This is a genomic window from Pseudotamlana agarivorans (assembly GCF_018860245.1).
Classification (GTDB): domain Bacteria; phylum Bacteroidota; class Bacteroidia; order Flavobacteriales; family Flavobacteriaceae; genus Pseudotamlana; species Pseudotamlana agarivorans_A.
Genome location: NZ_JAHKPD010000018.1, coordinates 168,520 through 194,476 on the forward strand (window position 1 = coordinate 168,520; position 25,957 = coordinate 194,476).

Genomic DNA, 25,957 nt, shown 5'->3' on the forward strand with positions numbered 1-25,957 from the left:
TTATTCGTTTATAGCCTCAGCAGGTGTTTCCGCTTGTAATGTTGTGTCTATTTGAGTTTCTGTTGTTTCTTGTGTTTCCTCGGTAGTTGCTTCAGCTCCTTCAGTAGCTGCATTTGGATCTACGATAATATCACCTTCAGCAGCTTTAGGATTCGCAGGTGTTGTGCCTTGAAACGTCATAACGTAGCTGGCAACCTGTGCAATTTCTAAAGGTTTTAATTGTGCTTTCCAAGCAATCATCCCTTTTCCTGAACGACCACCTTCTGAAACGGTGTGGAAAATACTTTTGATATCACCACCTAAAATCCAGTGGTTATCGGTTAAATTCGGACCAATACCACCACCACCATCGGCCATATGGCAAGCCACACAGTTGGTGTTGAATATGTTCTTACCAGCAGCTAAATCGGCTGTTTCAGTTAACTGAGTTACCGTATTAACATCAACCAATCCTTTAGCGGTTTTCTTATAAGCTTCTATGGCTACTTGAGCTTCAGCAAGCTCGGTGTCAAATTCTTCTATTTGATTTTGACCACTAAAAACTTCAAATCTTAACAGGTAAACCACAGCGAATACAATCGAGATGTAAAACGCATATTTCCACCATGGCGGTAAATCGTTATCTAATTCTTTAATACCATCATAGTTATGGTCTAATATGATTTCAGCTTCTTGTTCTATTGGTTTCGATCCTAATAATTTAATGTAGGTTTTCTTTAACCAATCTAATTGTACTGATTTATTTCTGTCGGCAATAAATTTAGCTTTTGCTTCAGGGTCTAATTTCTGAAACATGACATTTTCTAGTGAACCCACAATACCTTCAATAGAAATTAAAATGAATAGCACTAACAATAAGAACAGCAGCACGGCTGGATATTTTACAAAAGCTGGTTGATTTCCAGAATCTACAAAAAATTCTACCGTTCCTAGAACTATAAAAAATAGGACCGGAACACGAATCCAAGATGGAATTAAGTTTCTCATAATATGTCGTCGTTTTGGTGGTTGTCTAATGGTATATTACTTACTCTATTGATGTAATCTTTTTTAGCGGTTACTACCCACCAAAATAAAGCTACAAAAAAGATGAAAAAGATTAATAAGGAGATGATCGGGTATATTTCTATACCGGCGATACTCTCCATGTGGTTTTTTATATATTTTAACATGCTTGCAGTTTTTTAGGTGGTTATTATTGTGCGGTTTCCACTTTAATATCTGTTCCTAAGCGCTGTAAATAGGCAATCATTGCAACAATTTCTCTGTCTTTCATTTCAATGAAATCCTCACCGTTTGCTGCAGCCGCTTTCTTATCAGATTCATAAGTAGCTACAAAATCAGGATCCGAATACAAATTCTTTTCTATTTGAGCGCCTTGTGCATCCATGCTTTGTTGCGCATTCGCAATTTCTGCTTCGGTATAAGGTACGCCTAAGCTTACCATAGCTTCCATTTTAGCTTCGGTCATCGATTTGTCTAATCGGCTACTTTCACCTGTAATTAACCAAGGGTAACGTGGCATGATTGAGCCCGATGAGGTACTTTGTGGATCATACATGTGGTTAAAGTGCCAGTTATCTGAGTATTTCTGACCAATACGGTGTAAATCTGGTCCAGTACGTTTACTTCCCCATAAAAATGGATGATCGTAAACATATTCGCCTGCTTTAGAGTATTCGCCGTAACGCTCAACTTCATGTCTAAAAGGTCTAATCATTTGGGAGTGGCACCCAACACAACCTTCTCTAATATAAATATCACGGCCTTCTAATTCTAAAGGTGTGTATGGTTTTACACTAGCGATAGTTGGAATATTCGATTTCACCATAATGGTAGGTACAATTTGAATCACACCACCAATTAAAATAGCTACAGTCGCTAAAATGGTTAACTGAATTGGTTTACGTTCTAACCAGGTGTGCCATCCTTCGGAAGCTGTACGTTTGCTTGATACTTTTTCTAAAGCAGCCGCTTCAGCCAATTCATCTTCAACAGGTGTTCCTTGTTTAACAGTGGCAATCACGTTATAAACTAATACGAACATCCCTATAATATATAAGGTCCCTCCAATAGCACGCATCCAGTACATTGGCATGATTTCGGTTACGGTTTCTAAAAAGTTTCCGTAAACTAAAGTACCGTCTGGATTAAATTGTTGCCACATGGAATATTGCGTAAATCCAGCAACATATAATGGTAAGGCGTACATGATAATCCCTAAAGTACCTAACCAAAAGTGTAAATTAGCTAAGGCTAAAGAGTATAATTTTGTTTTAAATAACCTCGGAATTAAATAGTAAATAATACCAAAAGCCATAAATCCGTTCCATGCTAAAGCACCAACGTGTACGTGAGCAATAATCCAATCGGTAAAGTGGGCAACGGCATTCACGTTTTTTAATGATAACATTGGACCTTCAAAAGTCGCCATACCATAACCCGTAATGGCCACAACCATAAACTTTAAAACAGGATCGGTACGTACTTTATCCCATGCACCACGCAGGGTTAGAAGACCGTTTATCATACCACCCCAAGATGGCATTAACAGCATAACAGAGAAGGCAACACCTAAGTTTTGTGCCCATTCTGGTAAAGCAGTATATAATAAGTGGTGCGGTCCAGCCCAGATATAAATAAAGATTAAAGACCAGAAGTGTACAATAGAAAGTCTATAGGAATAAACAGGTCTGTTTGCTGCTTTAGGAACGAAGTAATACATCAATCCTAAAAACGGAGTTGTTAAGAAGAAAGCAACGGCATTGTGTCCATACCACCATTGTACAAGGGCATCTTGAACACCAGCATATACCGAGTAACTTTTCATGGCAGACACAGGCAATTCAATATTATTAAAAATGTGAAGCACAGCAACAGTAACAAAAGTGGCAATGTAAAACCAGATGGCCACGTATAAATGGCGCTGTCTACGTTTTAAAATTGTCCAAATCATATTAATACCAAAAACCACCCAAATTACAGCGATGGCAATGTCAATAGGCCACTCTAATTCGGCATATTCTTTAGATGAGGTATAACCTAAAGGAAGTGAAATAGCGGCAGCAACAATAATAAGTTGCCAACCCCAGAAGTTAATATTACTTAGTAAATCACTGGCCATACGTGCTTTTAGTAAACGCTGTAGCGAATAATAAATACCCGCAAACATGGCATTACCTACAAAGGCAAAAATAACGGCATTGGTGTGTAATGGTCTTAATCGTCCGAAACTAAGCCATGAAATACCATCGGTTAGATTTGGGAATAAAAACAAAAAGGCAAGTAGTAAACCTACTGCCATGCCCACCACACCAAAAACTATTGTAGCGTAGATAAATTTGGTTACGATCTTATTGTCGTAATGAAACTGTTGCATTTCCATAGTTGAGAATTAGTCTTTTTTGGTTAGAATTGATTTTTTTGGTTTTTCTTTTATGAGTTCGTCTTCAAACAACATGCGAACAGAAGGGGTGTAGCTATCATCATACTGCCCGCTTTTTACCGCAACGATAAAGGCTATAAAAAAGCCAACGGCAACTATGATGCTGATTGCTAGTAAGATGTATATCACACTCATTTGGTAGTTCTGAATTGTTGTTTAGTGTTCAAATATATTTTGATACAGCATTCTAAAATATGACATTTATCATGTTTTTTCAACCTTATCGTGAATTTTTTTTCCTACGAAGTTAGTGCTAATTGTTGTAAATACAACAATGCTTATAGAACTTAATGGCATTAAAATAGCTGCAATAACTGGTGCTAATTGTCCTGTAATTGCAAAATAGAGACCGATGCAGTTATAAATTAATGATAAAGCAAAGCTCCATTTTATGATTTTAATTGCCGATTTTGAGGCTTTTATGAAGTTGTAAAGCTGATTAAAACTTGAAGCATCTAAAATAGCGTCGCAAGCTGGTGAAAAAACATTCACATTTTCTGAAATGGCAATACCTACATCGCTTTGCGCTAGAGCTCCGGCATCGTTTAATCCGTCGCCTATCATTAAAACTTTGGCGCCCGAATTTTGATGGTGCCTAATGTATTCCAGTTTATCTTCTGGTTTCTGATTAAAAAGCAATTTGGTTTTTACAGGGAGTAATTTGGTAAGGTTTTCTTGTTCCCCAGAATTGTCTCCTGAAAGAATAACCAAATCGTATTCTTTTTTTAACTGACTAAAAAGTTTAGAAAGGCCTTTGCGGTAACGGTTATAAAAAGTAAATCGGCCTTTATATTGATTGTTTGTACTTATGTGTACGGCGGTGTTTAAGGTTTCGGTTTCTGCAGTATAACCAACAAAAGCGCCAGAACCAATTTTTATCGAATCTTGATTAGATTGCGCTTCAATACCTTTACCAATATGTTCTTCATAGTTTTCGATTGTAACGATATCGTGTTTGCTTAAAACCTCGTACAGCGATCTACTTAGTGGGTGATTGGAATTTCGTAAGGTGCTTTTTAGAAAAGCCTCTTCATTGGTGGATAATTTTGAGCCTTCATAGGCGATAGTGGTTTCTTTATTGGCTGTAATCGTTCCTGTTTTGTCAAAAATAATGGTATTTATTTGTGATAATTGCTCAATCACAGAAGCGTTTTTAGCATAAAACTTCTGCTTGCCAAAAATACGAAGCATATTACCCAAGGTAAACGGAGCTGCAAGCGCAATAGCACAGGGGCAGGCAATGATAAGTACCGCCGTAAAAACATTTAAGGCTTTAGAGGAATCGTTTATTAGCCAATACGTTGTGGCCAAAAAGGCTATGCTTAAAATAGCAATGGTGAATCTTTTACTTATAGTGTTCGTTAAAGTGGTAAAAGCGTCTTCTTTATTTTTGTTGAACACATCGTTACTCCAAAGTTGGGTTAAATAGCTTTGTTCCACACTTTTTAAAACATCAACTTCAATACTGCCTTCAACTTGTTTGCCACCGGCGTATAATTTATCGCCTGATTGTTTTGAAACCGCTTCAGATTCACCTGTAACAAAACTATAATCAATGCGTGCCCTTCCGTTGATTAAAATACAATCAACTGGAATGAGTTCTTCGTTTCTAATAAGAAGTCGGTCACCTTTTTTAATGTCGTAAACTTGAATGGATTCTTCTTCGCCTTCAGAAGTTATTTTAGTGATTCCGATAGGGAAATAAGATTTATAGTCCCTTTCAAAGGATAAAAAACTATATGTTTTTTGCTGAAAAAACTTTCCGAGAAGGAGAAAAAATATTAACCCAGCGAGACTATCGAAAAAACCTGTACCAATATCTAAAATGATTTCAGAAGTACTTCTAATAAATAGTACAGCAGCGCCCAAGGCAATGGGGACATCAATATTTAAAATTCGTGATTTTAGGCCTTTATATGCTGAAATAAAATAGTCTTGAGCTGAATAAAACACCACTGGCAGTGAAAAGGTAAACATAAGCCACCTGAAAAGGGGTTTAAATTGTTCGAGCCAAAATTCGCCAACCTGAAAATATTCAGGAAAGGAAAGAAACATGATGTTTCCGAAGGCAAAACCAGCAACGCCTAATTTGTAAATAAGTGAGCGGTCCACGTTCTTTTTTCCAACCGAATAATCATCTAAGCTAATAAAGGGTTCGTAGCCAATGCTACTAAGTAATTTAACTAATGCTTTTATGGGTAACCCCTCAGAATTATAGGTAACGCGTACTGTTTTCTTTCCAAAATTAACAATTGAAGAGGTGATACTCGAATTCAATTTATTTAAATTTTCAAGAATCCAAATACAAGAACTGCAATGAATATGCGGAATATAAAGGGTTACAATTTGGGTGTTTTTATCATTAAACTCAAGCAGGGTTTCTACAATCTTGGCATTGTCTAAAAAATTGTATTTACCCTCAGTTTCTATAGGCGTGGCGCCTGGAGCTTGCTGTAAATCGTAATATGAAGTTAAATCGTTTGCCGAAAAGATCTCGTAAACCGTTTTGCAACCGTTACAACAAAAGGATTTTTCATCATAAATGATTTCAGAGGCTGCTGAATCGAGACCACAGTGGAAACATGTTTTATGTTCCATAAAAATTTTGCTTGTTTTTTTGTCAATTAACAAAAATGGAAAATCAACAAATCATTACACATGATAATTGTCATGATTTATTTATTTTTGCAAAATACAAAATATTAAGTATGAGCAAATGTGAACAATGCATAATTAAACAGTTTAACTCTTTAAAGGCTTTAACTAAAGATGAGTTGGTACGTATTTCTGGGTGCAAAACATCGCATACCATTAAAAAAGGAGAAGTTATTTTTGAAGAAGGAGACGTTTTAAACGGTGTTTACTGTATAAAAGAAGGCATTTGTAAATTGTCCAAACTTAGTGAAAACGGTAAAGATCAGATTGTAAAAATGGTTGTTAAAGGGCAACTTTTAGGTCAGCGTTCATTAATTAGTGAAGAAAGCTCAAATTTACAAGCTACAGCTTTAAATGATATGGAAGTTTGTTTTATTCCTAAGAGTGAAATTTTCGCCGATTTACAGAAAAACCCAAAATTTTCATTTGAAGTTTTAAAGGATATGGCTCATGATTTGAGGGATTCAGACGATATTATTGTAAACATGGCTCAAAAATCTGTACGTCAACGTTTGGCGGAAACCTTAATTTATATTCATGAAAACTTTGGAACCAATCCAGATGATACCTTAAGTGTACTTTTATCTCGTGAAGATTATGCTGGTATCGTAGGAACCGCAACCGAATCGGCTATTCGTGTGCTTTCTCAGTTTAAAAAGGAAGGGTTAATCGAGTCGGTTGGTAAATATATCAAAATTATTGATTTTGCTGGCTTAGAGCGTGTGGAGTAAATAGTAGATGGTTTTAGTCACAGTTACAGTTTTCAGCTTAACGATTAAACAAAGGACAATTAATAATTAATAAGGAATAATTAAAAATTGGCCAGTTGCCAAGAGTACTCTTTCTAACAACAATCTGTGTCTAGAATTTATGGTTGCTAGTTGTTGGTTATTAGTTGTTGGGCTTACTCTTACGCTAATTTTAACAAATAGTACAAGTCTCAATTTGTGTCTAGAAAAACTTTATGCCCCTCTGTGAAACCTCTGCGCACCTCCGTGTAATAATTTCTCGCATGAGTAAGCAACCAAAAACCAAAAACTAGCAACCAATAACCAAAAACTAATCATCCCTTTTTTCATATTTCTATAAAATTATAGTATTTTTATGGAGCTATGAATAATAAAAAGACACTACGGAAAGGCTTTGTTTTCAAAACTTTCGAAGCGCCTTATCAATCACCATTTGATAAACTTTTTGAGATTTTCAAAGAACTTATCACGCACACTTCTGGCGATTTTGATGAAGCCATAGATTGGTTGCGCGAATTGGATGTGGAATATAAATTAACCACGCCAGAATATACCATAGACGATTTTATTGAAGACCTTAAAAAGAAAGGTTATATACGCGTTGAAATTAAACCTGATGGGAAAGGAGGTACGGCTATCACGGCGAAAACCGAACGTGCCATTAGGCAGCAAGCACTAGATCGTATTTTTGGGAATATAAAGCGTAGCGGACAAGGAAACCATAAAAGTAAAACCCCAGGCGCGGGCGATGAGCATACCGGAGATTTCAGAAATTACCAGTTTGGTGATGCTCTGGATAAAGTTTCGATGACGGAAAGCTTAAAAAATGCGCAAATAAGTCATGGTATTGGTGATTTTACCCTTTCGGAAGACGATTTAGTGGTTGAAGAAACCTTGCACAAATCTCAAATGAGTACTGTGCTCATGATTGATATTAGCCACAGTATGATTTTATACGGCGAAGACCGCATCACGCCGGCCAAAAAAGTGGCTATGGCGCTTGCCGAATTAATCACCACGCGCTACCCAAAAGATACTTTAGATATTTTGGTTTTTGGAAACGATGCCTGGCAAATAGAAATCAAGGACTTACCTTATTTAAAAGTAGGCCCTTACCACACGAACACGGTGGCAGGCTTGCAATTAGCTATGGACTTGCTGCGTCGTAAACGAAATACCAACAAACAAATTTTTATGATAACCGATGGCAAACCTAGTTGCTTAAGACTGCCTGATGGAGAATATTATAAAAACAGCATGGGCTTAGATGCGCATATTGTCAATAAATGTTATGCCATGGCGCAGCAAGCCCGGCGTTTACATATTCCCATAACAACGTTTATGATTGCTCAAGATGCTTATTTACGACAGTTTGTTAGGGCGTTTACGCATGCCAATCAAGGCAAAGCGTTTTACACCGGCATTAAAGGTTTAGGTGAAATGATTTTTGAAGATTATGAAACGAATAGAAAGAAAAGGATACGGGGGTAGGTTAAAAATGAATAATTAAAAGTTAAAAATGAAAAATTCAAGTTTCAGGTTATCACTCTACTTAACTCCATAACTCCTTAACTACTGATTACTTAACTACTTAAAAGAAATCCCAACACATAAACAACAACATACAATGAACATAAAAACCCTAAGAGCACTCAAAGCATCAGGATATAAGAGTCAGTCGATAAAAGATGAATTACGACACAATCTTATTCAGAAAATAAAAAATAAAGAAACCACTTTTGAAGGGGTTCATGGTTATGAAAACACGGTGATTCCCGAATTGGAACGTGCTATTTTATCGCGGCATAATATTAATTTGTTAGGACTACGCGGACAAGCAAAAACGCGTTTAGCGCGTTTGATGCTAAATCTTTTAGATGAGTATATTCCCTATGTTGAAGGTTCAGAAATTAACGACGATCCTTTGCAACCTATTTCAAGATTTGCCATAGAACTGATAAAAGAAAAAGGCGACGATACGCCCATCGCTTGGTTACACCGAAGCGAACGCTTTGCCGAAAAACTAGCCACGCCCGATGTGACGGTAGCTGACCTTATCGGTGATGTAGATCCGATAAAGGCGGCCAATTTAAAATTAAGTTATGCCGATGATCGTGTGATTCACTATGGCATGATTCCTCGGGCAAACCGTTGCATCTTTGTTATTAATGAATTGCCAGATTTACAAGCCCGTATTCAAGTGGCGCTATTCAATATATTACAAGAAGGGGATATTCAAATTCGAGGCTTTAAACTGCGTTTGCCTTTAGATATTCAGTTTTTGTTTACGGCCAACCCTGAAGATTATACCAATAGAGGAAGTATCGTAACACCTTTAAAAGATAGAATTGGTTCGCAAATTTTAACGCATTACCCAATCAATATTGAAACAGCAAGACAAATTACTCAGCAAGAAGCAAAATTGGTAGAGGCACAAAAAGCTACTGTAGTCGTTCCAGATTTAGCGCGCGATTTGTTAGAGCAAATTGTTTTTGAAGCCCGTGAAAGTGAATATATTGATGCAAAAAGTGGTGTTAGTGCGCGTTTAAGTATTACGGCCTTAGAGAATTTATTAAGTACTGCAGAGCGTCGTGCTTTACTGGCAGGCGATGAACAAACAACGGTGCGTTTATCAGATTTTGTTGGAATCATTCCGTCTATAACAGGTAAGGTAGAATTGGTTTACGAAGGAGAGCAGGAAGGTGCAGCATTGGTAGCTTATAATTTAATAGGTGAGGCTGTAAAAACCTTGTTTGTTGAATATTTTCCGGAAATTGAAAAGCTTCAAAAGCAAGAAGACGACGGGGAATACGACGATATTATATCTTGGTTTTTTAATGAAAAGGAAGGTTTTGAGTTGTTAGACGATGCTAGAGATAAAGACTATAAAAGCTTGTTAAGCGCTATCACACCTTTGGATGATTTATTAGGGAAACATCAACCCAATCTTGCTTCTGAAGATCGTTATTTTGTGAAAGAATTTGTGCTTTGGGCGTTGGTTGAATTTAAACAACTTAGTAAGCACAGGTTTATAGAAGGGTTTCAGTTTAAAGATCCGTATGGAAGTTTTATAAGTGGTATTTAATCATTTTTAGTGGTCATTCTCATATTCATGGTATAAAGGGCTTATATTTTTAATTATATATTTTCAGCTATGTAATATTTTTATTTCAACAAAAATAAATTCAGTAGTTCACATCCTATTTGATAGAGGACGGTTTTGTGGCTTTTTTTGGTTAATTTAAGCCAATAAACATGTTTTTTCGGTTGTTTTTGAGTTAAAACAGTCGAAAATGCTTAAAAACGTCTTTTTTATATATGGATACAAACCCTGTTAATAAGAGCACCATTAAGCTCTTGTCTTTCGATATTGACAACACGTTAATAGATTTTCACACTTACAAAAGTAATTTTCGTAAAATTTGGAATCAATACAAATCATCAAGCGATGTTTTACTAACCTATAATACGGGGCGTCTCATAGATGATGTTTTAAACCTCATAAAAAACAAGGTTTTACCAGAACCAGATTATATTATTTCTGGCGTAGGAACGCACATTTATAATTTTAAAACCAAAAGCGTTGTTAAGGAGTTTAATGATGTTTTGGATGACGGCTGGAATTTAGAAGCTGTTGAAAAAGTTATAAAAGGCATCACACACCCCATAAGTGATCAGCCATCACGATTTCAGCATGCCTATAAAAGAAGCTACTTTTTTCATAATGCCACACCAGCCTTAATTGAAAGTATTGAGCAAGATTTTATTAATGCCAATATGGATATTAATGTGGTGTATTCTGGAGAACAGTATTTGGATGTCTTACCAAAATGGGCCAATAAAGGAAATGCACTACAATGGTTGCTACGAAATCTTGAAATAAAAACTTCTGAAATTATTGTGGCTGGCGATAGTGGAAACGATTCTGCCATGTTCGATTTAAAAGAAGTTAAAGGCATCGTGGTGGCCAACGCACATGAAGAACTTTATGTTTACACCAAGCACCGTCAGGTTTATCATTCTGAAAAAGAACAAGGCGATGGTGTTATTGAAGGTTTAGTATTTTATGGTGTGCTGCCCGAGGAAGCGAATACAGCTCCCAATATCGACCATACCGATGATTTTTTCATACAGCGTGAGTTAAATAATTTAGCTTCGGAAGATGAGGATGAAAAAATAGCTTTAATTAAGGAGGGTTATGAAAAAGCTGTTGAAGCTTTAAAGAAAAACATCACACCATTAGGTTTTTCAGCATGTTCTATTGAAGATAATGTGGCCCATGGTACCGATGAAAATTATTACAGTGTTTGGGCACGAGATGGTGCGATTACTGTAATTGGTTCATTACCGCTTATTCATGATGAAGAAATCCATAAATGCCAGCGTCAAACCCTTTTAACTTTATTAGAACACATTTCTAGAAATGGTCAAATCCCATCCAATGTACGTATTAAAGACAATGTACCTGACTACTCTGGTGTAGGAGGGATTTGCTCTATTGATAGTGGTATTTGGGTAATTATTGCCTTGTATGAATACGTAAATGTTACCAAAGACATTGAGTTTTTAAGAACCCATATTGAAGATATAAAGAAAACCATGAATTGGTTGGGCGCGCATGATAGTAATAACGATGCGCTTTTAGAAATTCCTGAAGCTGGCGATTGGACCGATTTATTCGGAAGAAGTTATAATATTCTTTACGATGAAATACTATGGTACCGCTCTAATGTGTGTTTCGGACGCATGTTGGAAATGCTTGGCGATTCCGAACAGGCCGGAGAATACATCAGATGGTCGCAGGTGATTAAAAAGGAAATTGTTCAGAATTTCTGGCCTTCCACAAAACAACAAATGTTCAATTCGGTGTCTTTTGCCGAAAAACAATTCACTCTAGGAGATACGTCATATTTAATTGCACAAACCACACCTTTCGATTTTAGCTGGCGCTGTGATACCCTAGGGAATATTCTAGCTTTCTTACATGGTACGGTAGATGCGGAAAAAGCACATCAAACCTTTCGTTTTATGTTAGGGGTTGGTGTTAACGATCCGTTTCCTGTCGCCAATGTGTATCCTGTAGTAATGCCTGGAGATCCCGATTGGCGTCCCTACTACACAGTAAATCTTTTAAACTTACCTAATCATTACCATAATGGTGGTATTTGGCCTTTTGTTGGCGGGTTTTGGGTGAAATTCGTTAATAAACTGGGTCAGCGTGAAGTGGCGATTTCAGAATTGTATAAACTCGCTTTAATCAATAAAGAAGGCATTAACGAAGCATGGGAGTTTACAGAATGGGCACACGGAACCACCGGAAAACCTATGGGGAAAGCCTATCAAGCTTGGTCTGCAGCACAGTACATATCAGCTTGTCACGATTTAAAAATAACTAAGTAATAACTAAAATATAGAATACATGAAGTCAATTTTAATGATCTCGTTGCACGGTTACGTTGCAGCACAACCAGAATTAGGAAAACCAGATACCGGCGGACAAGTAGTTTATGTTTTAGAACTCGCCGAGCGCTTTAGTCGTTTAGGACGTAATGTGGATTTAGTAACGCGTCAGTTTGAAGATCAGCCTGAATATGATGAGGTTAATGAAAATTATAATGTTTGGCGTATCCCTTTCGGTGGAAAAAAATTCATTCGAAAAGAAGATATGCACGATCATCTGAAAGCCTTTGTGACCAATACTTTAGCGGCGATTAAAAAAGAACGTAAAAAATACGATATCGTGTATTCTCATTATTGGGATGCTGGATGGGCCGGACAAAAAATTGCTGAAGAATTAGGGATTTCACACGTGCACACACCGCACTCCTTAGGGTGGTGGAAACAACACTCTATGGGGAGTGATATGGATGAAGATAAAATGGAGAAAACTTACCGTTTTAAAGAGCGTATTCGAAAAGAGTATTTCGTATATCAAATGTGTAATTACGTGATTGCAACGACCTTACCACAGGTAGATTTGTTAACTCAGCAATATGATGTTTTAGCTCGTAATTGTGGTATGATCCCTCCTGGTATTGATGAAAACCGCTTTTATCCAGTTCCAACCAAGGAGAATGATAAAATCCGACAAAAATACGATATCCACCCTACTGATATTTTGGCACTCGGCCGTATGGCGCATAACAAAGGTTACGATTTATTAATTAAAGCGCTACCAACTGTTTTTGAACTTTGTCCTGAAGCACGGTTAGTCGCTGCTATTGGCGGTGATTCTAAACAGGATCAACAAGGGGTTGAAAAACTACTTAAGTTAGCCACAGATTTGGGGGTTGCAGATAAAATTAAATGGAAAAATTATATTGCCGATGAAGATTTAGCAAACGTTTACCGTTCGGCAAACATATTTGCTATGCCTTCCAGGTATGAACCTTTCGGAATGGTAGCTATTGAAGCCATGGCCTGCGGAACACCAAGTGTGGTGACCGTTCATGGCGGACTTTATGATTTGATTGATTTTGGTAATCAAGCTTTGTTTGCCGATCCGCATCGTCCGGTTGAATTTGGAGCGATGATGTCAATGCCATTATTATATCCGAATTTAAGAAACGAACTGTCTGTGGAAGGCGCGCGTTTTGCACGACGTAATTTTGGATGGACCGGTATCGCGAAACGTATTTTAGAGATCTTTAAAAATTCTATTAATCAACAAACTATGGAATCGAATATTTATTAAAAAATAATAATTGAGCTTGTAAACCGCGAATAAATTTATAGTCACGGTGTTCGAGCGGAGTCGAGAACATTGAAGCTATAAAACTGAATTTAATATCGACTCTACTATCATTGAGTGATAAGACCCTTCAGGTTTTTGAAACCTTCAAGGTCTACAAGCCAAAAATTAAATCAAATCAATATCACCGTTTCACATAATTTTTGTAGTAGGTCTCGGTCTGATGCCTAACCTAATGCTTATTTTTATTGGCTTATAAATTCCTGATTTTAGAAAACAATTAAAGAAATAATAAAGATGACATGCTGAAGCAAATTCAGCATAACGAAAACTATTAAAAATTAAGACATGTCCAATATTGTTTGTTTTGGAGAAGTACTCTGGGATGTTTTTCCAGAGCATAAAAAAATAGGAGGCGCACCATTAAATGTAGCTTTAAGATTGGCGTCGTTTGAACATAACGTTTCGATGATTAGTGCTGTTGGTCATGATGAGCTTGGTACGACTTTGTTGAAATTTATTGAAGAAAATAATATAAATACAGTGCATGTTCAAAAGTTAGAAGACTTTAAAACTGGAGATGTTCAAGTGGTTTTAAGCGATAAAGGTTCGGCAAGTTACACCATTGAATATCCGCGGGCTTGGGATAAAATCACCGTGGAGGATGATGCCGTTTTAACCGTTAAAAATGCAGATGCTTTTGTTTTTGGTAGTTTAGCCACTCGTGATGCCGTGTCAAAACAAACACTTTATAATTTTATCGAATTGGCTTCATATAAAATTTTCGACCTTAATTTGCGTCCGCCATTTTATAACATCGATATTTTAGAGTATCTCATGAATAAAGCAGATTTTATTAAGTTTAACGACGATGAGCTTTTTGAAGTGAGCGCTTATCTAGGGTCTAAATTCAACGGGTTGGAACAAAATTTAATGTTTATTGCTGAAGAAACAAACACGAAGCATATTTGTGTCACCAAAGGTTCGCATGGTGCTGTTTTGTTATACGATAACCAATTGTATTACAATAGTGGCTACCAAATAGAAGTGAAAGATACGGTTGGTGCAGGCGATTCTTTTTTAGCATCGCTAGTGAGTCAGCTATTAAATAATGTAGAACCGCAAATGGCTATTAACTTTGCAAGTGCGGTTGGTGCGCTTGTCGCGGAAAGAGAGGGCGCCAACCCTAAGTTGTCTACTTTTGATATTGAGACGTTTATCAATCCGAAGTAGCTGCTTAGTTATAAGGCTGAGGTTACAACTAAAAAATATTATTACCCAGAGAATTACAGAGGATTTCACAGAGGCGCGCTAAGCTTTCTTTTTGACATGAATTTCACTAATGCTCACGAATTTTTACTTGCTACATCTTTGTGAATTAGCGTCTTCTCAAGAAATTATGTTAGTTTTTAGTTTTTGAAGCTTACTCTTGCGAGATTATAACACGGAGATGTACAGAGGATATTACAGCGACTCACTCAGATTTTTTTTAGACACAGATTTCACAGATTTCACAGATTTTCACAGATGAAATGAATTTGCAGACCCTTCAGGTTTTTAAAACCTGAAGGGTCTTTTATCACTAAAAAATATTTTAATCCAGATGAATTCAGAATAGCCTAAAATCTATTTATTTAAACCAAAAAAGTCTGAACCGAAGTTCAGACTTTTTATATTATTAACTTGTGAAGAGAAATTATTTGATCTCTACAAGCTCCAAATCGAATGTTAAATCTTGACCAGCTAAAGGGTGATTTGCATCAACGATGATGTATTCGTCATGTACTTCAGCAACTCTAAATTGAACTTCTCTACCATCTGGATCTTTAGACGCTAAGCCCATACCAACTTCAGGAGCCATATCTTGAGGTAATTGTTCTTTTTTTACTTCATATAATAATTCTTGACGTACATCTCCGTAAGCTTCAGCAACAGGAATGTTAACTGTCTTTTTCTCGTTTACTTTCATGTCAATAATACCTGCTTCAAAACCAGGGATAAGCATGCCTTGACCTAGAGTTACTTCTAAAGGTTCTCTTTCTAAAGAGCTGTCAAAAACTTGACCATTTCCTAATTTCCCTGTGTAATGAACCTTTACGGTATCATTTTCTTTTACTTGACTCATAAATAATTATGTTTACTGTTTTAATAAATCGAAGGGCAAAGCTACAATTTATCAATTGAACGTCACAGTTTTATACGTTAAATACTGTTAATTGTTGACTTTGTGGTGCTTAGCTTTCTGTGGAAGACATTCCTAAGACCTTGTAGTCAAATAAATGAAAGTTTTAAAGTTTTGGATGTCTTACGGGGAATTCAACCACTTCTAAATTATCAATTTTACGTCCGTCTATTGTAAAGCGCAGCATGGTTCTCACTTTGTGAAACCCGTGCTTTCCAACAGCTCCAGGGTTCATATGAATTAAGTTCAGCTTTTTGTCTGGCATCACCTTAAGAATATGGGAGTGCCCACAAATGAATAAACGAGGTGGGTTGACTTTAATTTCATCTATAACTCTCACATTATATTTAGGTGGGTAGCCACCAATGTGGGTGATCCAAACATCAACACCTTCGCATATAAAACGATTGTGTTCTGGGAATTCTCCTCGAATTTCAGCGTCATCAATATTGCCATAAACACCACGAAGCGGTTTCAACTTTTTAATGGCATCGGTGACTTCTAGATGACCTATATCACCAGCATGCCAAACTTCATCTGCTTGCTTTACATATTTTAAAATATCATCGTCAATATAGCTATGTGTATCGGAAAGCAATAGGATTTTTGTCATGAAAATCTTTTAATATAGAATTAAGATGCAGACTTCTTAAGAAGCATAAAACTGTCTATCTTTGTTATTGAACAAATGTATTAAAATTGAGATATTTTTTAGAACTTTCTTATAATGGAAAACCTTATCATGGTTGGCAAAATCAGCCCAATGCTATTTCAGTGCAAGAGGTTTTAGAAAAAGCTTTAACCACTATTTTAGGTGAAGACATTTCAATAATGGGTGCAGGAAGAACCGATGCAGGGGTGCATGCCTCACAAATGTTTGCACATTTTGATTCCGATCTTGTTTTTGAAAACAGTCATTTACTTTATAAGCTCAACTCATATTTGCCAATCGATATTGCTGTTCATGATATTTTTAAAGTGAACGCAGAAGCGCACACACGTTTTAATGCGCTTAGTAGACAGTATTTGTATCGTATTACGACCAAGAAAAATGTGTTTAATTATGAAAGCACCTATTTTGTAAAGAAGCCATTGGATATTGATAAAATGAATGCCGCTTGTGAAATTCTGTTTGATTACACAGATTTTCAATGTTTTTCAAAAAGTAATACCGATGTGAAAACTTATAATTGTGACATCATGAAAGCGGAATGGTTCTATAAAGAAGAGGAACTTCATTTTGTGATTAAAGCAGATCGTTTTTTACGAAACATGGTGCGAGCGATTGTTGGCACTATGATTAACATCGGGTTGGGAAAAATGGAAGTTGAAACCTTGCATGATATCATCCAATCTAAAAGTAGGTGTGAAGCCGGGTTTTCGGTACCCGCACATGGCTTGTATTTAACACATATTGAATACCCAGTAGATATAAAACTTTAAATGAGTAAACCAAAAGAAAAATTATTTGATTTTCAGCTGTTTAAGCGACTTTTTGATTATATAAAACCTTATAAAATGGTTTTTTATGGTCTTATTGTGTGTGTGATTTTATTGGCTGTTTTTAGCGCGGCCACTCCATACTTAACAAAATACGCCATTGATGAAAGTATTACCAACAAAGAAGCAAAAGACTTTTTGTTTTATGTGGTTATCATGTTAGCGGTACTTTTAATTTCAACGGTGCTTCAGTTGTTATTTATCTATTACGCCACTTGGTTAGGTCAGAATTTGGTGGTTGATGTCCGTATTAAATTATTCAACCATTTGCTGCGTTTTAAAATGAAGTATTATGATAATTCCTCGGTAGGAGTTTTAATCACCAGAGCGGTAACCGATATGGAACGTATTGCCGATATTTTTGGTCAGGGACTGTTTATGATTGTCCGTGATTTATTGACTATGGCTGTTGTTTTTGGGGTTATGGTATACATTAATTTTCAACTAAGCTTGATCGTTTTTGCCATGTTACCACTGTTGTTATACGCGACACGTGTTTTTCAGAAGTACATGAAAAAAGCTTTTGAAGAAGTAAGAAATGAGGTCTCAAATTTAAATTCTTTTGTACAGGAGCGTTTAACAGGAATGAAAATTTTGCAACTTTTTACGCGTGAAGATATAGAATATAAAAATTTCAAAGCCATTAACGAACGCCATAAAAAAGGCTGGTTGAAAACGGTTTGGTACAACTCCATTTTCTTTCCTTTGGCCGATTTATCAGCTTCAATAACTATTGGTTTAGTAGCTTGGTATGGCGGTTTAAACGTTGTTATGGAAGATAGCACTGTTTCTCAAGGTGATTTAGTAGCTTTTATTATGTTCATCCCAATGCTTTTTAGGCCTTTAAGACAGATTGCCGATAAGTTTAATACGCTTCAAATGGGTATGGTCGCTGCTAACAGGGTTTTTAAAGTGATTGATACCACTTCTCAAATTGATGACCATGGAACAGTTGTTGCCGATAATTTTAAAGGCGCTATTACTTTTGATAAAGTTTATTTTAGTTACGTGGAGGATGAAACCGTTTTGAAAGGCATTTCCTTTGATGTGAAAGCCGGTGAGACCATTGCCATTGTTGGAGCGACAGGAGCAGGGAAATCAACCATTATAAATTTACTGAACCGCTTTTATGAAATTAAATCGGGTGTTATTTCTATTGATGAAGTCGATATAAAACAAGTGACTTTAGCCTCATTAAGAACGCAAATAGCTGTGGTATTGCAAGATGTATTTTTGTTTGCCGATACCATTATGAATAACATAACCTTAAATCATCCGGGAATTACTGAAGAGCAAGTATTTCAGGCAGCCAAAGATATTGGAATTCACGATTTTATAATGACCCTTCCAAACGGTTATGATTATAACGTGAAAGAACGCGGTGTGATGTTGTCATCTGGGCAGCGTCAACTCATTTCTTTTTTACGTGCTTATGTGACCAACCCGAGTATTTTGGTATTGGATGAAGCGACTTCTTCGGTAGACTCCTATTCAGAACAACTCATTCAAACAGCAACCGATAAAATCACTAACGGCAGAACTTCAATCGTAATTGCTCACCGCTTAGCAACCATTCAAAAAGCAGATAAAATTCTTGTTATGGATGCTGGTGAAATTGTAGAGCAAGGTACACACGAGCAATTGCTACAGAAGGAAAACGGTTATTACAAAAACTTGTATGAAGTACAGTTTTTGAAGGAACATGTGGCTTAGGGTGTGTTATGTATTGTTGTTGTGTTTCCTACTGAAAAAAAATTCGTCTTCGAAAAAAACATAATTCTGGAACAATTATTGTAACTTATTCGTTACATTTGTAATATGAGAGAAATCGATATTACAGAAGAGTGTTTAGAATTTATCGACAACCAAAACGAAAGAGTTGGACTAAAATTCTTCCAACTAATTGAAGTTATTGGAGAAATAAAAGTTGTTAATTCAAATTTTCTGAAAAAACTGCAATCGACTCAATTTTATGAATTGAGAATTAAAGCGGGAAATGAATATCGAGTTGTAATCTTTGCTATTGACCATTTGAATTTTGCAAAATGCACTCAAGCAGTTTGTTTGTGTGGTTTTCAGAAAAAAGGGACTAAAGATTATAAAAAAGCAATTAAACAAGCTGAAAAAATATTAGAGAACTATCTTAAAGAAAAATAATTATGGGAAAATCAATTAACGCAAAAGAACTGATTGCAAAACGATACGGAAAGGAAGGCTCAAAAGAACGTGAGGAATTTAGAGATAATGCTTTTTCATTTTATTTCGGAGAAATTATTAAAAACCGAAGGAAAGAATTGCATTTGAGTCAAGAAAATTTAGCTCAAAAAGTAGGAAAGAAAAGACCATATATTTCTCGAATTGAAAACGGAGAAGATATTAGACTTTCGAATTTTGCTTTAATTGCTAATGCTTTAGGTTTATCTATCCAATTAACCGCAGAATAAATACGAAAACCCAACACCGTATGTGATTTATTGCTAGGTTCTCGTCTACTTACCAAAATCCTCGCGGATTTTCTATTCGATTTGTATTTGCTAAATTAGTTGTTTAAACACGCCACTAATCATATACATAAATGTTGGCTGTAATTTGAAAACATACCTAAATTGAAATAATGAACATTAAAAGAACCTTACTTACGACTCTATTTTTGACAATCTACACAATAGGAATTGCTCAGGACTACAAAGAAAACATTAAATCTGAATTCACTGAATACTTAAACTCTCTTATAAATATGGAGTTCGAGAAATCTTTCGAATACATAACACCTGAATTTTTTGAAATTGTACCTAAATCACAAATGATAAAATTTATGGAGCAAACTTTCAATAATCCGACAATGGACATTGAAATTAAAAACCCAAAAATTTTGACAGTTAACGACTCAGAAAAAATTGGAAATAAATTCTATTCGCTACTGACCTATTCAAATCAAATGAATCTAAAAATAATTAGTGAAGAAGAAGAAACAGAAGACGAGAAAAAAATGAGGATAAATTTGACAAAACTATCATTTGAACAAAATTTCGGTTCGGAAAATGTACAATACAATGAAAAAATGGAATTTTTTGAAATTTATTCTGAAAAGGACGTTTACGGAATTTCAGTAAACGGAGAATCTAATTGGAAGTTTTTAGTTCTTGAAAAGGATTCAAAAATTATTTTAGATAAAATACTACCCAAAGAACTTTCTGAAAAAATATAAAAACTACAGCCAACAAAGTGTAAAAATAATTGCATGGTTCTTGCCTACTCGGAAAATCCTGCGGATTTTCCTCTGGTTCGTTTTTGTTTGCTAAATTAGTAACTTAACCAGACAACTATCCTTACACCAAACGTTGTAACCAATACAGGAAAAATTGCTTAATTCATGTTTTGTACATATATTTGTACTTTATAAAGCACAATATTATGCAAATAACAACTGTTTCTGATTTTAGAAAAGATATTAAAACATACTTAGACCGAGTTGTAAAGAACTTTGAGACTTTGATTATAAATCGTGGAAAAGATTCTGGAATTGTAATTATGTCTTTGCAAGAATACAATTCTTTAATGGCTACAAATCACGAACTATCTTCACGAAAGAATGAATTGAGATTAGATTCTGCGATTGACAAAATAAAAAACGGTACGACTTTCAACAAAGACCTAATCGAAAATTAAAATGAAATATACATGCGTTGATGAGTCCTGGGAAGATTATTTATATTGGCAGAAAATAGACAAGAAAAAAGTAAGGAAAATAAATGAACTTCTGAAAGATATCGCTCGAAACCCCTTTGAAGGAATTGGAAAACCTGAACCGCTAAAACATAAATACGCTGGATTTTGGTCAAGACGAATTGATAGCGAGCATAGACTGATCTACCAATATAGAGAAGGAGAAATTTTGATTGCAAAATGCAGATTTCATTATGACTGAAAAAAAGTACTGGTTACCACAAAGTATATAACTCATAGATAGTTAGTTGATTAAATGAGGTTAAGGTGTATTTTCTGGTTCGCCAAATTTTTTAATTTGGCTAAGTGCTTTATCGGAAGTTTACTACTTTTAATTCCCGTACTAATCATAGCCGAGAACGTTGTAAATAATCCCTCATAGAAACCCAAAAATCCCTCAGTACGTAGGCTATCGTAAAATTGAGTAAATTGAGTTTCAAAATTTAAGAAGATATGAGAAATTTGAATGTTTTTAAATAACTGATTTTTAGTAACATAATTTTACTTTAGTCAAAAGTTAAAAACCACTCCTAAGGCGAATGAAAAACATTGAATTTAAAGTTGGAATTGTTCCAAAGACATCCAAAATAATTGAGGTTTATGATAGTTCAGGAATAAATAGACCAACAAAAGATAGCGAACGAATTACTAAAATGTATGCAAATTCAAACCTGATTATAACAGCATGGATGAATAATGAACTTATTGGAATCTCACGTTCAATAACTGATTTCTGTTATGCATGCTATTTGTCGGACCTAGCTGTGAAAAGTGAATACCAAAAACAAGGAATTGGAAAACGACTAATTGAATTGACTGAAAGGGAAATCGGAAAAGAAACTGCGCTAATTTTACTTTCGGCCCAAATTGCGATGGAATATTATCCAAAAATTGGATTTGATAAAATTGACAATGGATTTATAATTCGTCGGACAAAATAGAATTAAACGAAATTGAATAATAAAGCGCATAAAACCTACGCACAATTAGCTATTAACAAAGAGGTAAGACCGAAAATTAACTAAATTTGACGTTAGTCGAAATTTGACAAAACACTCTAAATATTAATGGAAAATAGAAAAGCTTTACTAGTAATTGATATGCAAAAAGGCTCTTTCACTCCAAAAACCTCAAGATTTGACACAACTGGCGTTATTAGGCGAATCAACATGCTTTCGGAATTATTTCGCAAATTAAACTTTCCCGTTATTTGTATCCAACATGACGGAACAGGGACTGGTGAATTTGAAAAGTATAGTAACGATTGGCAAATTTTGGATGATTTAATCATATTAGCTAATGATGTTCGAATTGATAAATATGCAAATGATGTCTTTTACAGATCGCAACTTCATTTAATGCTTAAAAAATTAAATGTGAATGAATTAGTTATTACCGGTTGCGCAACTGATTTTTGTGTAGAATCTACCATCCAATCCGCACTAATAAAGGATTACAATATAACTGTTGTTGAAGATGGACATACAACAGGAGAAAGACCACACTTAAATGCTAGACAAGTAATTGAGCATTATAACTGGGTTTGGAGAAATATGATACCGACAAAGGGGAAGATCAAAGTAGAAAAAGCGGAAGAAATAAAAAGGTTACACCAACTATACCTATGATTAATTCGGGTTTGGTGCTTAATTTAAAAGTTAGTCTGTATTGGCTCTGTTTTTATATCAATAAATTTCACCTATTTATAGCTAGATTCCATACACATTAACACCAGAAATAAATACACAAAATGAGGAAGTACCTAGAAACATTTGGAATACTTACCACAGACGATATCGATTTATTAGAAAAGAAGGTAATTCATAAAAAATTGAAAAAAGGCGATTTTTTAATCAAAGAAGGTCAAATTTGTAAAGAAGTGGGTTTTGTAACTTCTGGGTTATTCCGATCATTTTATTATTCATCATTAGAAGTAGAAGTAACCTATTGTTTTACTTTTTCAAATACATTTGTGAGTGCATATTCTTCGTTTCTATCACAAAACAAAACTGTTGAGAATATTCAAGCCCTAACCGATACTGAAATTTTAACGATCTCAAGACATGATATTTTAAAATTGGAAGAATCAAGTACCAACTGGTTGAAGTTTTTTAAACTCATCGCAGAACAAGAATATATCAAAATGGAAAAAAGGATATTCCTGTTGCAAAAGGAATCTGCTGAAAAAAGGTATCGCGATTTACTCGAAAATCATCCTGAGTTTTTGCAATTAATACCTCTTAACTTCCTTTCTTCATATTTAGGGATTACTCAAAGACATTTAAGTCGAATAAGAAAGGCGATTTCGAATTAGACAAATGTCCTTTTAATGAAGCTTGCCGATTCAGTTCTTTGTGAAAAAAACATAGAACAATTATGAAACACGTACTGATTATTAACGGGCACCCAGATAAAGAGAGTTTTAATTATGCGTTATCTGAGGCTTACAAGAAAGGTGTAAATAAAACAGATTCAATATTGAGCCAAATTAACATCGCGGAATTGGAGTTTAACCCTAATCTGCAATTTGGTTACCGAAAAAGAACAGCATTGGAACCCGATTTAGTTGATGCCATTGAAAAAATAAAACAAGCAGATCATATCGTGTGGGTCTTGGTGGTATGGCTATCCTGCATTAATGAAAGGGTTTATAGATAGAACATTTCTGCCTGGGATTACTTACCAACCAATTCAGAGTAGAGCATTTCCAGGAAAACTCCTGAAAGGAAAATCGGCACGTTTAATTATTACGGCTGACACTCCTAAATGGTACGATTTTTTAATTATGAAAAGACCAGCAATAAACCAATTTAAAAAAGGAACTTTACAATTTTGCGGAACAAGCCCTGTTAAAGTCACTTATATTTCAACAATTAAATATTCAAGTTCCCTTTTTAGAAAAAAATGGTTGGAAAAAATAACTTTGTTAGGAGAAAGTATACAATAACTATGATTAATAGCGTTTGAAATTGGTTGATGATGCAAACTATAAAGATCTAATGATTAAGTATTAAACCTAATGTCACTTCATTACAGATTTAGAAAAGCAATGAAAAAAATAGACTAGAGGGTTTTTATTCTATTTATATTTGTTAAATTTTTATTACATAAGATAGTTCTGTAATACATTTCATTTTAATCCGTTTTGTATTTTCAACCTAAATCAAAAAACTTTAATTATTAAGAAATTCATAACAAAATTGACCTTGTTTGCTCTACCTTTTTTGGTTATGGCGGTGTTAATGGAGGCTTTTTTAAGAAAAATACCCAATGACTATGTATTAAAAAAAGAATATTTGGATGCGTATTCTAACGATATTGAAACTTTAATCTTAGGAAGTTCGCATTCGTATTATGGTTTGAATCCCGCTTTTTTTTCAAGTAAAACATTTAATGCTGGATATATTTCGCAAACACTAGATTATGACTATGAAATATTAAAAAAATATGAGTCTAGGCTAAAGAAAATAAAGACCGTTATATTACCTATCTCATATTTTAGTTTTTTTGAAAAACTTGAAGAAACTCCAGAATCTTGGCGTGTAAAAAATTATATGTTGTATTATGATATGGACACGGCAAAAGGTTTAGTTAATTACTTTGAAATATTAAATTTCCCTGTTAAAACGAATTTAAAACGCATAATCTCTTATTATTTTTTGAGTGAATCATCAATAACTTCTACAAAATTAGGTTGGGGTACAAATTATAATTCAGAAAATGCTCAAGATTTGATTGAATCTGGCGAACCAAGGGCGCGGGTAAATACCTATATTAATAAAGAGGGTTATCAAGTTATTTTTGATGCTAATCTAGTAACGGTAAATAATATAATTAGTTGGTGCAAAAGCAGAAATGTAAAACTTTTATTAGTAACTACTCCGGCCTTTGAATCGTATTGTGAAAATTTAAATAAAGAACAATTAGAAATAACCCTAACCTTGTCTGAAACAATAGGAGGTAATTACAGTAATTGTGTTTATTTAAATTTATTAAATGACCCTCGATTTGATTCAATTGACTTTTACGATGCTGATCATCTTTCAAACATCGGTGCTGAAAAGCTTTCGGAAATAATTAACAATTTGATTAACAGTACAAAATAAAATTAGGCTTATGTTATGTTTAAATCAATATGCTTTAAAACAATACAATTTATAAAGCAAGACGAATATTCAGCCAGAGACGTAAACTGTAATTAAACCAAATCTCCCTTAATAATATTCTTCAATTCATTTATATCATCATAAACCACAAATTCACCATCTTTAAAACAGGATATATGTCCGGTTTCTTCACTAACTACTAAGGCAATAGCATCTGTTTTTTCTGAAACTCCAATACCTGCTCTATGGCGTAAACCAAAACGTTTAGGGATGTTTTTTTCGTTGTTTACAGGTAAAATAACGCGGGTCGCTTTTACTGTATTGTTATTTATAACGATAGCACCATCGTGTAGCGGACTATTCTTAAAGAAGATGCTTTCAATAATGGGTTGGGTGACTTTGATGTTCATTTCATCACCAGATTCCGATAAAAAATCAAGGTTGTTATTGCGTTCAAAAACAATTAAGGCACCTGTTTTAGTTTGAGCCATTTTATTACATGCCGAAATGATCGCATCTACGTCGGTTTCGTTGCTTACTTCAGTTTTTAGAAAATTTAATTGCTTGAAAAATTGACCACGGCGCCCAATATTTGTAGAGCCTACCATCAATAGGAACTTCCTGATCTCTGGTTGAAAAACGACAATAAGCGCAATAATACCTACTTTCATAAAGCCTCCAAAAATTCCAGTGAGGAGTTCCATATTTAGAAAATCTGTTAATCGCCAAGCCCCGTAAATAATAATAATTCCAATAAATATATTGATGGCTACAGTACCTTTTACCAAACGATATAGGTAGTAGAGCAGTACAGCAACAAGAATAACATCGATAATATCTACTACAGTAAAGTTTAGGATGTCTTTAAATATTTCCAATGATAAAAGTGGTTTTTGGTAAATT

General features: G+C 34.9%; 25 protein-coding genes and 1 pseudogene. 18 read left to right on the top strand and 8 right to left on the bottom strand.

All coding sequences use genetic code 11. The annotated features are described in order from the left end of the window. The 5 genes from KO493_RS11770 to KO493_RS11790 all read right to left on the bottom strand — a co-directional run bounded on the left by KO493_RS11770 (window position 1) and on the right by KO493_RS11790 (window position 6,043). Entirely contained in the window at window positions 1-987 is a 987-nt protein-coding gene (locus KO493_RS11770) for a cbb3-type cytochrome c oxidase N-terminal domain-containing protein (protein ID WP_216068169.1), read from the bottom strand. After that, window positions 984-1,172 carry a CcoQ/FixQ family Cbb3-type cytochrome c oxidase assembly chaperone gene (locus KO493_RS11775; protein WP_216068170.1) on the bottom strand — a complete coding sequence of 63 codons (189 nt, stop codon included), beginning with the start codon at window positions 1,170-1,172 and terminating at the stop codon, window positions 984-986. The genes KO493_RS11770 and KO493_RS11775 overlap by 4 nt, the downstream gene beginning before the upstream one ends. A gap of 23 nt (window positions 1,173-1,195) precedes the next feature. Beyond that, window positions 1,196-3,385 (bottom strand): cytochrome-c oxidase, cbb3-type subunit I, encoded by a 2,190-nt coding sequence (gene ccoN / locus KO493_RS11780; RefSeq protein WP_216068171.1) that lies wholly within the window; start codon window positions 3,383-3,385, stop codon window positions 1,196-1,198. 9 nt (window positions 3,386-3,394) lie between these two features. After that, the gene (ccoS, locus tag KO493_RS11785) at window positions 3,395-3,580 is read right to left on the bottom strand and encodes a cbb3-type cytochrome oxidase assembly protein CcoS (RefSeq protein ID WP_216068172.1); all 186 of its coding nucleotides are present in this window, start codon (window positions 3,578-3,580) and stop codon (window positions 3,395-3,397) included. A gap of 69 nt (window positions 3,581-3,649) precedes the next feature. Next, complete coding sequence (locus KO493_RS11790; protein ID WP_216068173.1) at window positions 3,650-6,043, bottom strand: heavy metal translocating P-type ATPase; 2,394 nt, start codon at window positions 6,041-6,043, stop codon at window positions 3,650-3,652. Window positions 6,044-6,153: 110 nt separating this feature from the next. Between KO493_RS11790 and KO493_RS11795 the strand changes: the two genes are divergently transcribed. From KO493_RS11795 to KO493_RS11820, 6 genes are all read left to right on the top strand, one after another. Beyond that, window positions 6,154-6,831, top strand: a complete 678-nt coding sequence (locus KO493_RS11795; protein WP_216068507.1) for a Crp/Fnr family transcriptional regulator — start codon at window positions 6,154-6,156, stop codon at window positions 6,829-6,831. Window positions 6,832-7,212: 381 nt separating this feature from the next. Further along, on the top strand, window positions 7,213-8,340 hold the full coding sequence (locus KO493_RS11800; protein WP_216068174.1) for a vWA domain-containing protein: 1,128 nt from the start codon (window positions 7,213-7,215) through the stop codon (window positions 8,338-8,340). Between the two features lie 136 nt (window positions 8,341-8,476). Next, entirely contained in the window at window positions 8,477-9,934 is a 1,458-nt protein-coding gene (locus tag KO493_RS11805; protein ID WP_216068175.1) for a magnesium chelatase, read from the top strand. 233 nt (window positions 9,935-10,167) lie between these two features. Next, window positions 10,168-12,249: an HAD-IIB family hydrolase gene (locus tag KO493_RS11810; RefSeq protein ID WP_216068176.1), complete on the top strand. Its 2,082-nt coding sequence runs from the start codon at window positions 10,168-10,170 to the stop codon at window positions 12,247-12,249. 19 nt (window positions 12,250-12,268) lie between these two features. Beyond that, on the top strand, window positions 12,269-13,543 hold the full coding sequence (locus tag KO493_RS11815; protein ID WP_216068177.1) for a glycosyltransferase: 1,275 nt from the start codon (window positions 12,269-12,271) through the stop codon (window positions 13,541-13,543). A 345-nt stretch (window positions 13,544-13,888) separates the two neighbouring features. After that, complete coding sequence (locus tag KO493_RS11820; protein WP_216068178.1) at window positions 13,889-14,773, top strand: carbohydrate kinase family protein; 885 nt, start codon at window positions 13,889-13,891, stop codon at window positions 14,771-14,773. 463 nt (window positions 14,774-15,236) lie between these two features. On the opposite strand, the gene KO493_RS11825 is transcribed toward KO493_RS11820, so the two are convergent. Continuing rightward, window positions 15,237-15,665 carry an FKBP-type peptidyl-prolyl cis-trans isomerase gene (locus tag KO493_RS11825; RefSeq protein WP_216068179.1) on the bottom strand — a complete coding sequence of 143 codons (429 nt, stop codon included), beginning with the start codon at window positions 15,663-15,665 and terminating at the stop codon, window positions 15,237-15,239. Between the two features lie 163 nt (window positions 15,666-15,828). Further along, complete coding sequence (locus tag KO493_RS11830) at window positions 15,829-16,335, bottom strand: metallophosphoesterase family protein (protein WP_216068180.1); 507 nt, start codon at window positions 16,333-16,335, stop codon at window positions 15,829-15,831. Between the two features lie 86 nt (window positions 16,336-16,421). On the opposite strand from KO493_RS11830, the gene truA reads away from it, so the two are divergent. From truA to KO493_RS11890, 12 genes and pseudogenes are all read left to right on the top strand, one after another. Next, window positions 16,422-17,165, top strand: a complete 744-nt coding sequence (truA, locus tag KO493_RS11835) for a tRNA pseudouridine(38-40) synthase TruA (RefSeq protein WP_216068181.1) — start codon at window positions 16,422-16,424, stop codon at window positions 17,163-17,165. After that, window positions 17,166-18,935, top strand: a complete 1,770-nt coding sequence (locus tag KO493_RS11840) for an ABC transporter ATP-binding protein (RefSeq protein WP_216068182.1) — start codon at window positions 17,166-17,168, stop codon at window positions 18,933-18,935. Between the two features lie 105 nt (window positions 18,936-19,040). After that, the gene (locus KO493_RS11845) at window positions 19,041-19,379 is read left to right on the top strand and encodes a type II toxin-antitoxin system RelE/ParE family toxin (protein WP_216068183.1); all 339 of its coding nucleotides are present in this window, start codon (window positions 19,041-19,043) and stop codon (window positions 19,377-19,379) included. 2 nt (window positions 19,380-19,381) lie between these two features. Then, window positions 19,382-19,666 carry a helix-turn-helix domain-containing protein gene (locus KO493_RS11850; RefSeq protein ID WP_216068184.1) on the top strand — a complete coding sequence of 95 codons (285 nt, stop codon included), beginning with the start codon at window positions 19,382-19,384 and terminating at the stop codon, window positions 19,664-19,666. Window positions 19,667-19,836: 170 nt separating this feature from the next. Continuing rightward, on the top strand, window positions 19,837-20,430 hold the full coding sequence (locus KO493_RS11855; RefSeq protein ID WP_216068185.1) for a hypothetical protein: 594 nt from the start codon (window positions 19,837-19,839) through the stop codon (window positions 20,428-20,430). 206 nt (window positions 20,431-20,636) lie between these two features. After that, window positions 20,637-20,891, top strand: a complete 255-nt coding sequence (locus tag KO493_RS11860) for a type II toxin-antitoxin system Phd/YefM family antitoxin (protein ID WP_216068186.1) — start codon at window positions 20,637-20,639, stop codon at window positions 20,889-20,891. Window position 20,892: 1 nt separating this feature from the next. Next, window positions 20,893-21,150 carry a Txe/YoeB family addiction module toxin gene (locus tag KO493_RS11865; protein ID WP_216068187.1) on the top strand — a complete coding sequence of 86 codons (258 nt, stop codon included), beginning with the start codon at window positions 20,893-20,895 and terminating at the stop codon, window positions 21,148-21,150. A gap of 337 nt (window positions 21,151-21,487) precedes the next feature. Next, complete coding sequence (locus KO493_RS11870) at window positions 21,488-21,889, top strand: GNAT family N-acetyltransferase (RefSeq protein WP_216068188.1); 402 nt, start codon at window positions 21,488-21,490, stop codon at window positions 21,887-21,889. 126 nt (window positions 21,890-22,015) lie between these two features. Continuing rightward, entirely contained in the window at window positions 22,016-22,576 is a 561-nt protein-coding gene (locus KO493_RS11875) for an isochorismatase family protein (RefSeq protein WP_216068189.1), read from the top strand. A gap of 122 nt (window positions 22,577-22,698) precedes the next feature. Beyond that, entirely contained in the window at window positions 22,699-23,262 is a 564-nt protein-coding gene (locus tag KO493_RS11880) for a Crp/Fnr family transcriptional regulator (RefSeq protein WP_216068190.1), read from the top strand. A 62-nt stretch (window positions 23,263-23,324) separates the two neighbouring features. Next, window positions 23,325-23,895, top strand: a pseudogene (locus KO493_RS11885) (NAD(P)H-dependent oxidoreductase). 283 nt (window positions 23,896-24,178) lie between these two features. Then, window positions 24,179-25,054, top strand: coding sequence for a hypothetical protein (locus tag KO493_RS11890; RefSeq protein ID WP_216068191.1), 876 nt, complete (start codon window positions 24,179-24,181; stop codon window positions 25,052-25,054). 92 nt (window positions 25,055-25,146) lie between these two features. Here KO493_RS11890 and KO493_RS11895 read toward each other — a convergent pair whose 3' ends face one another. Further along, window positions 25,147-25,932 (bottom strand): diadenylate cyclase, encoded by a 786-nt coding sequence (locus KO493_RS11895; RefSeq protein ID WP_216068192.1) that lies wholly within the window; start codon window positions 25,930-25,932, stop codon window positions 25,147-25,149. Window positions 25,933-25,957 lie beyond the last annotated feature (25 nt).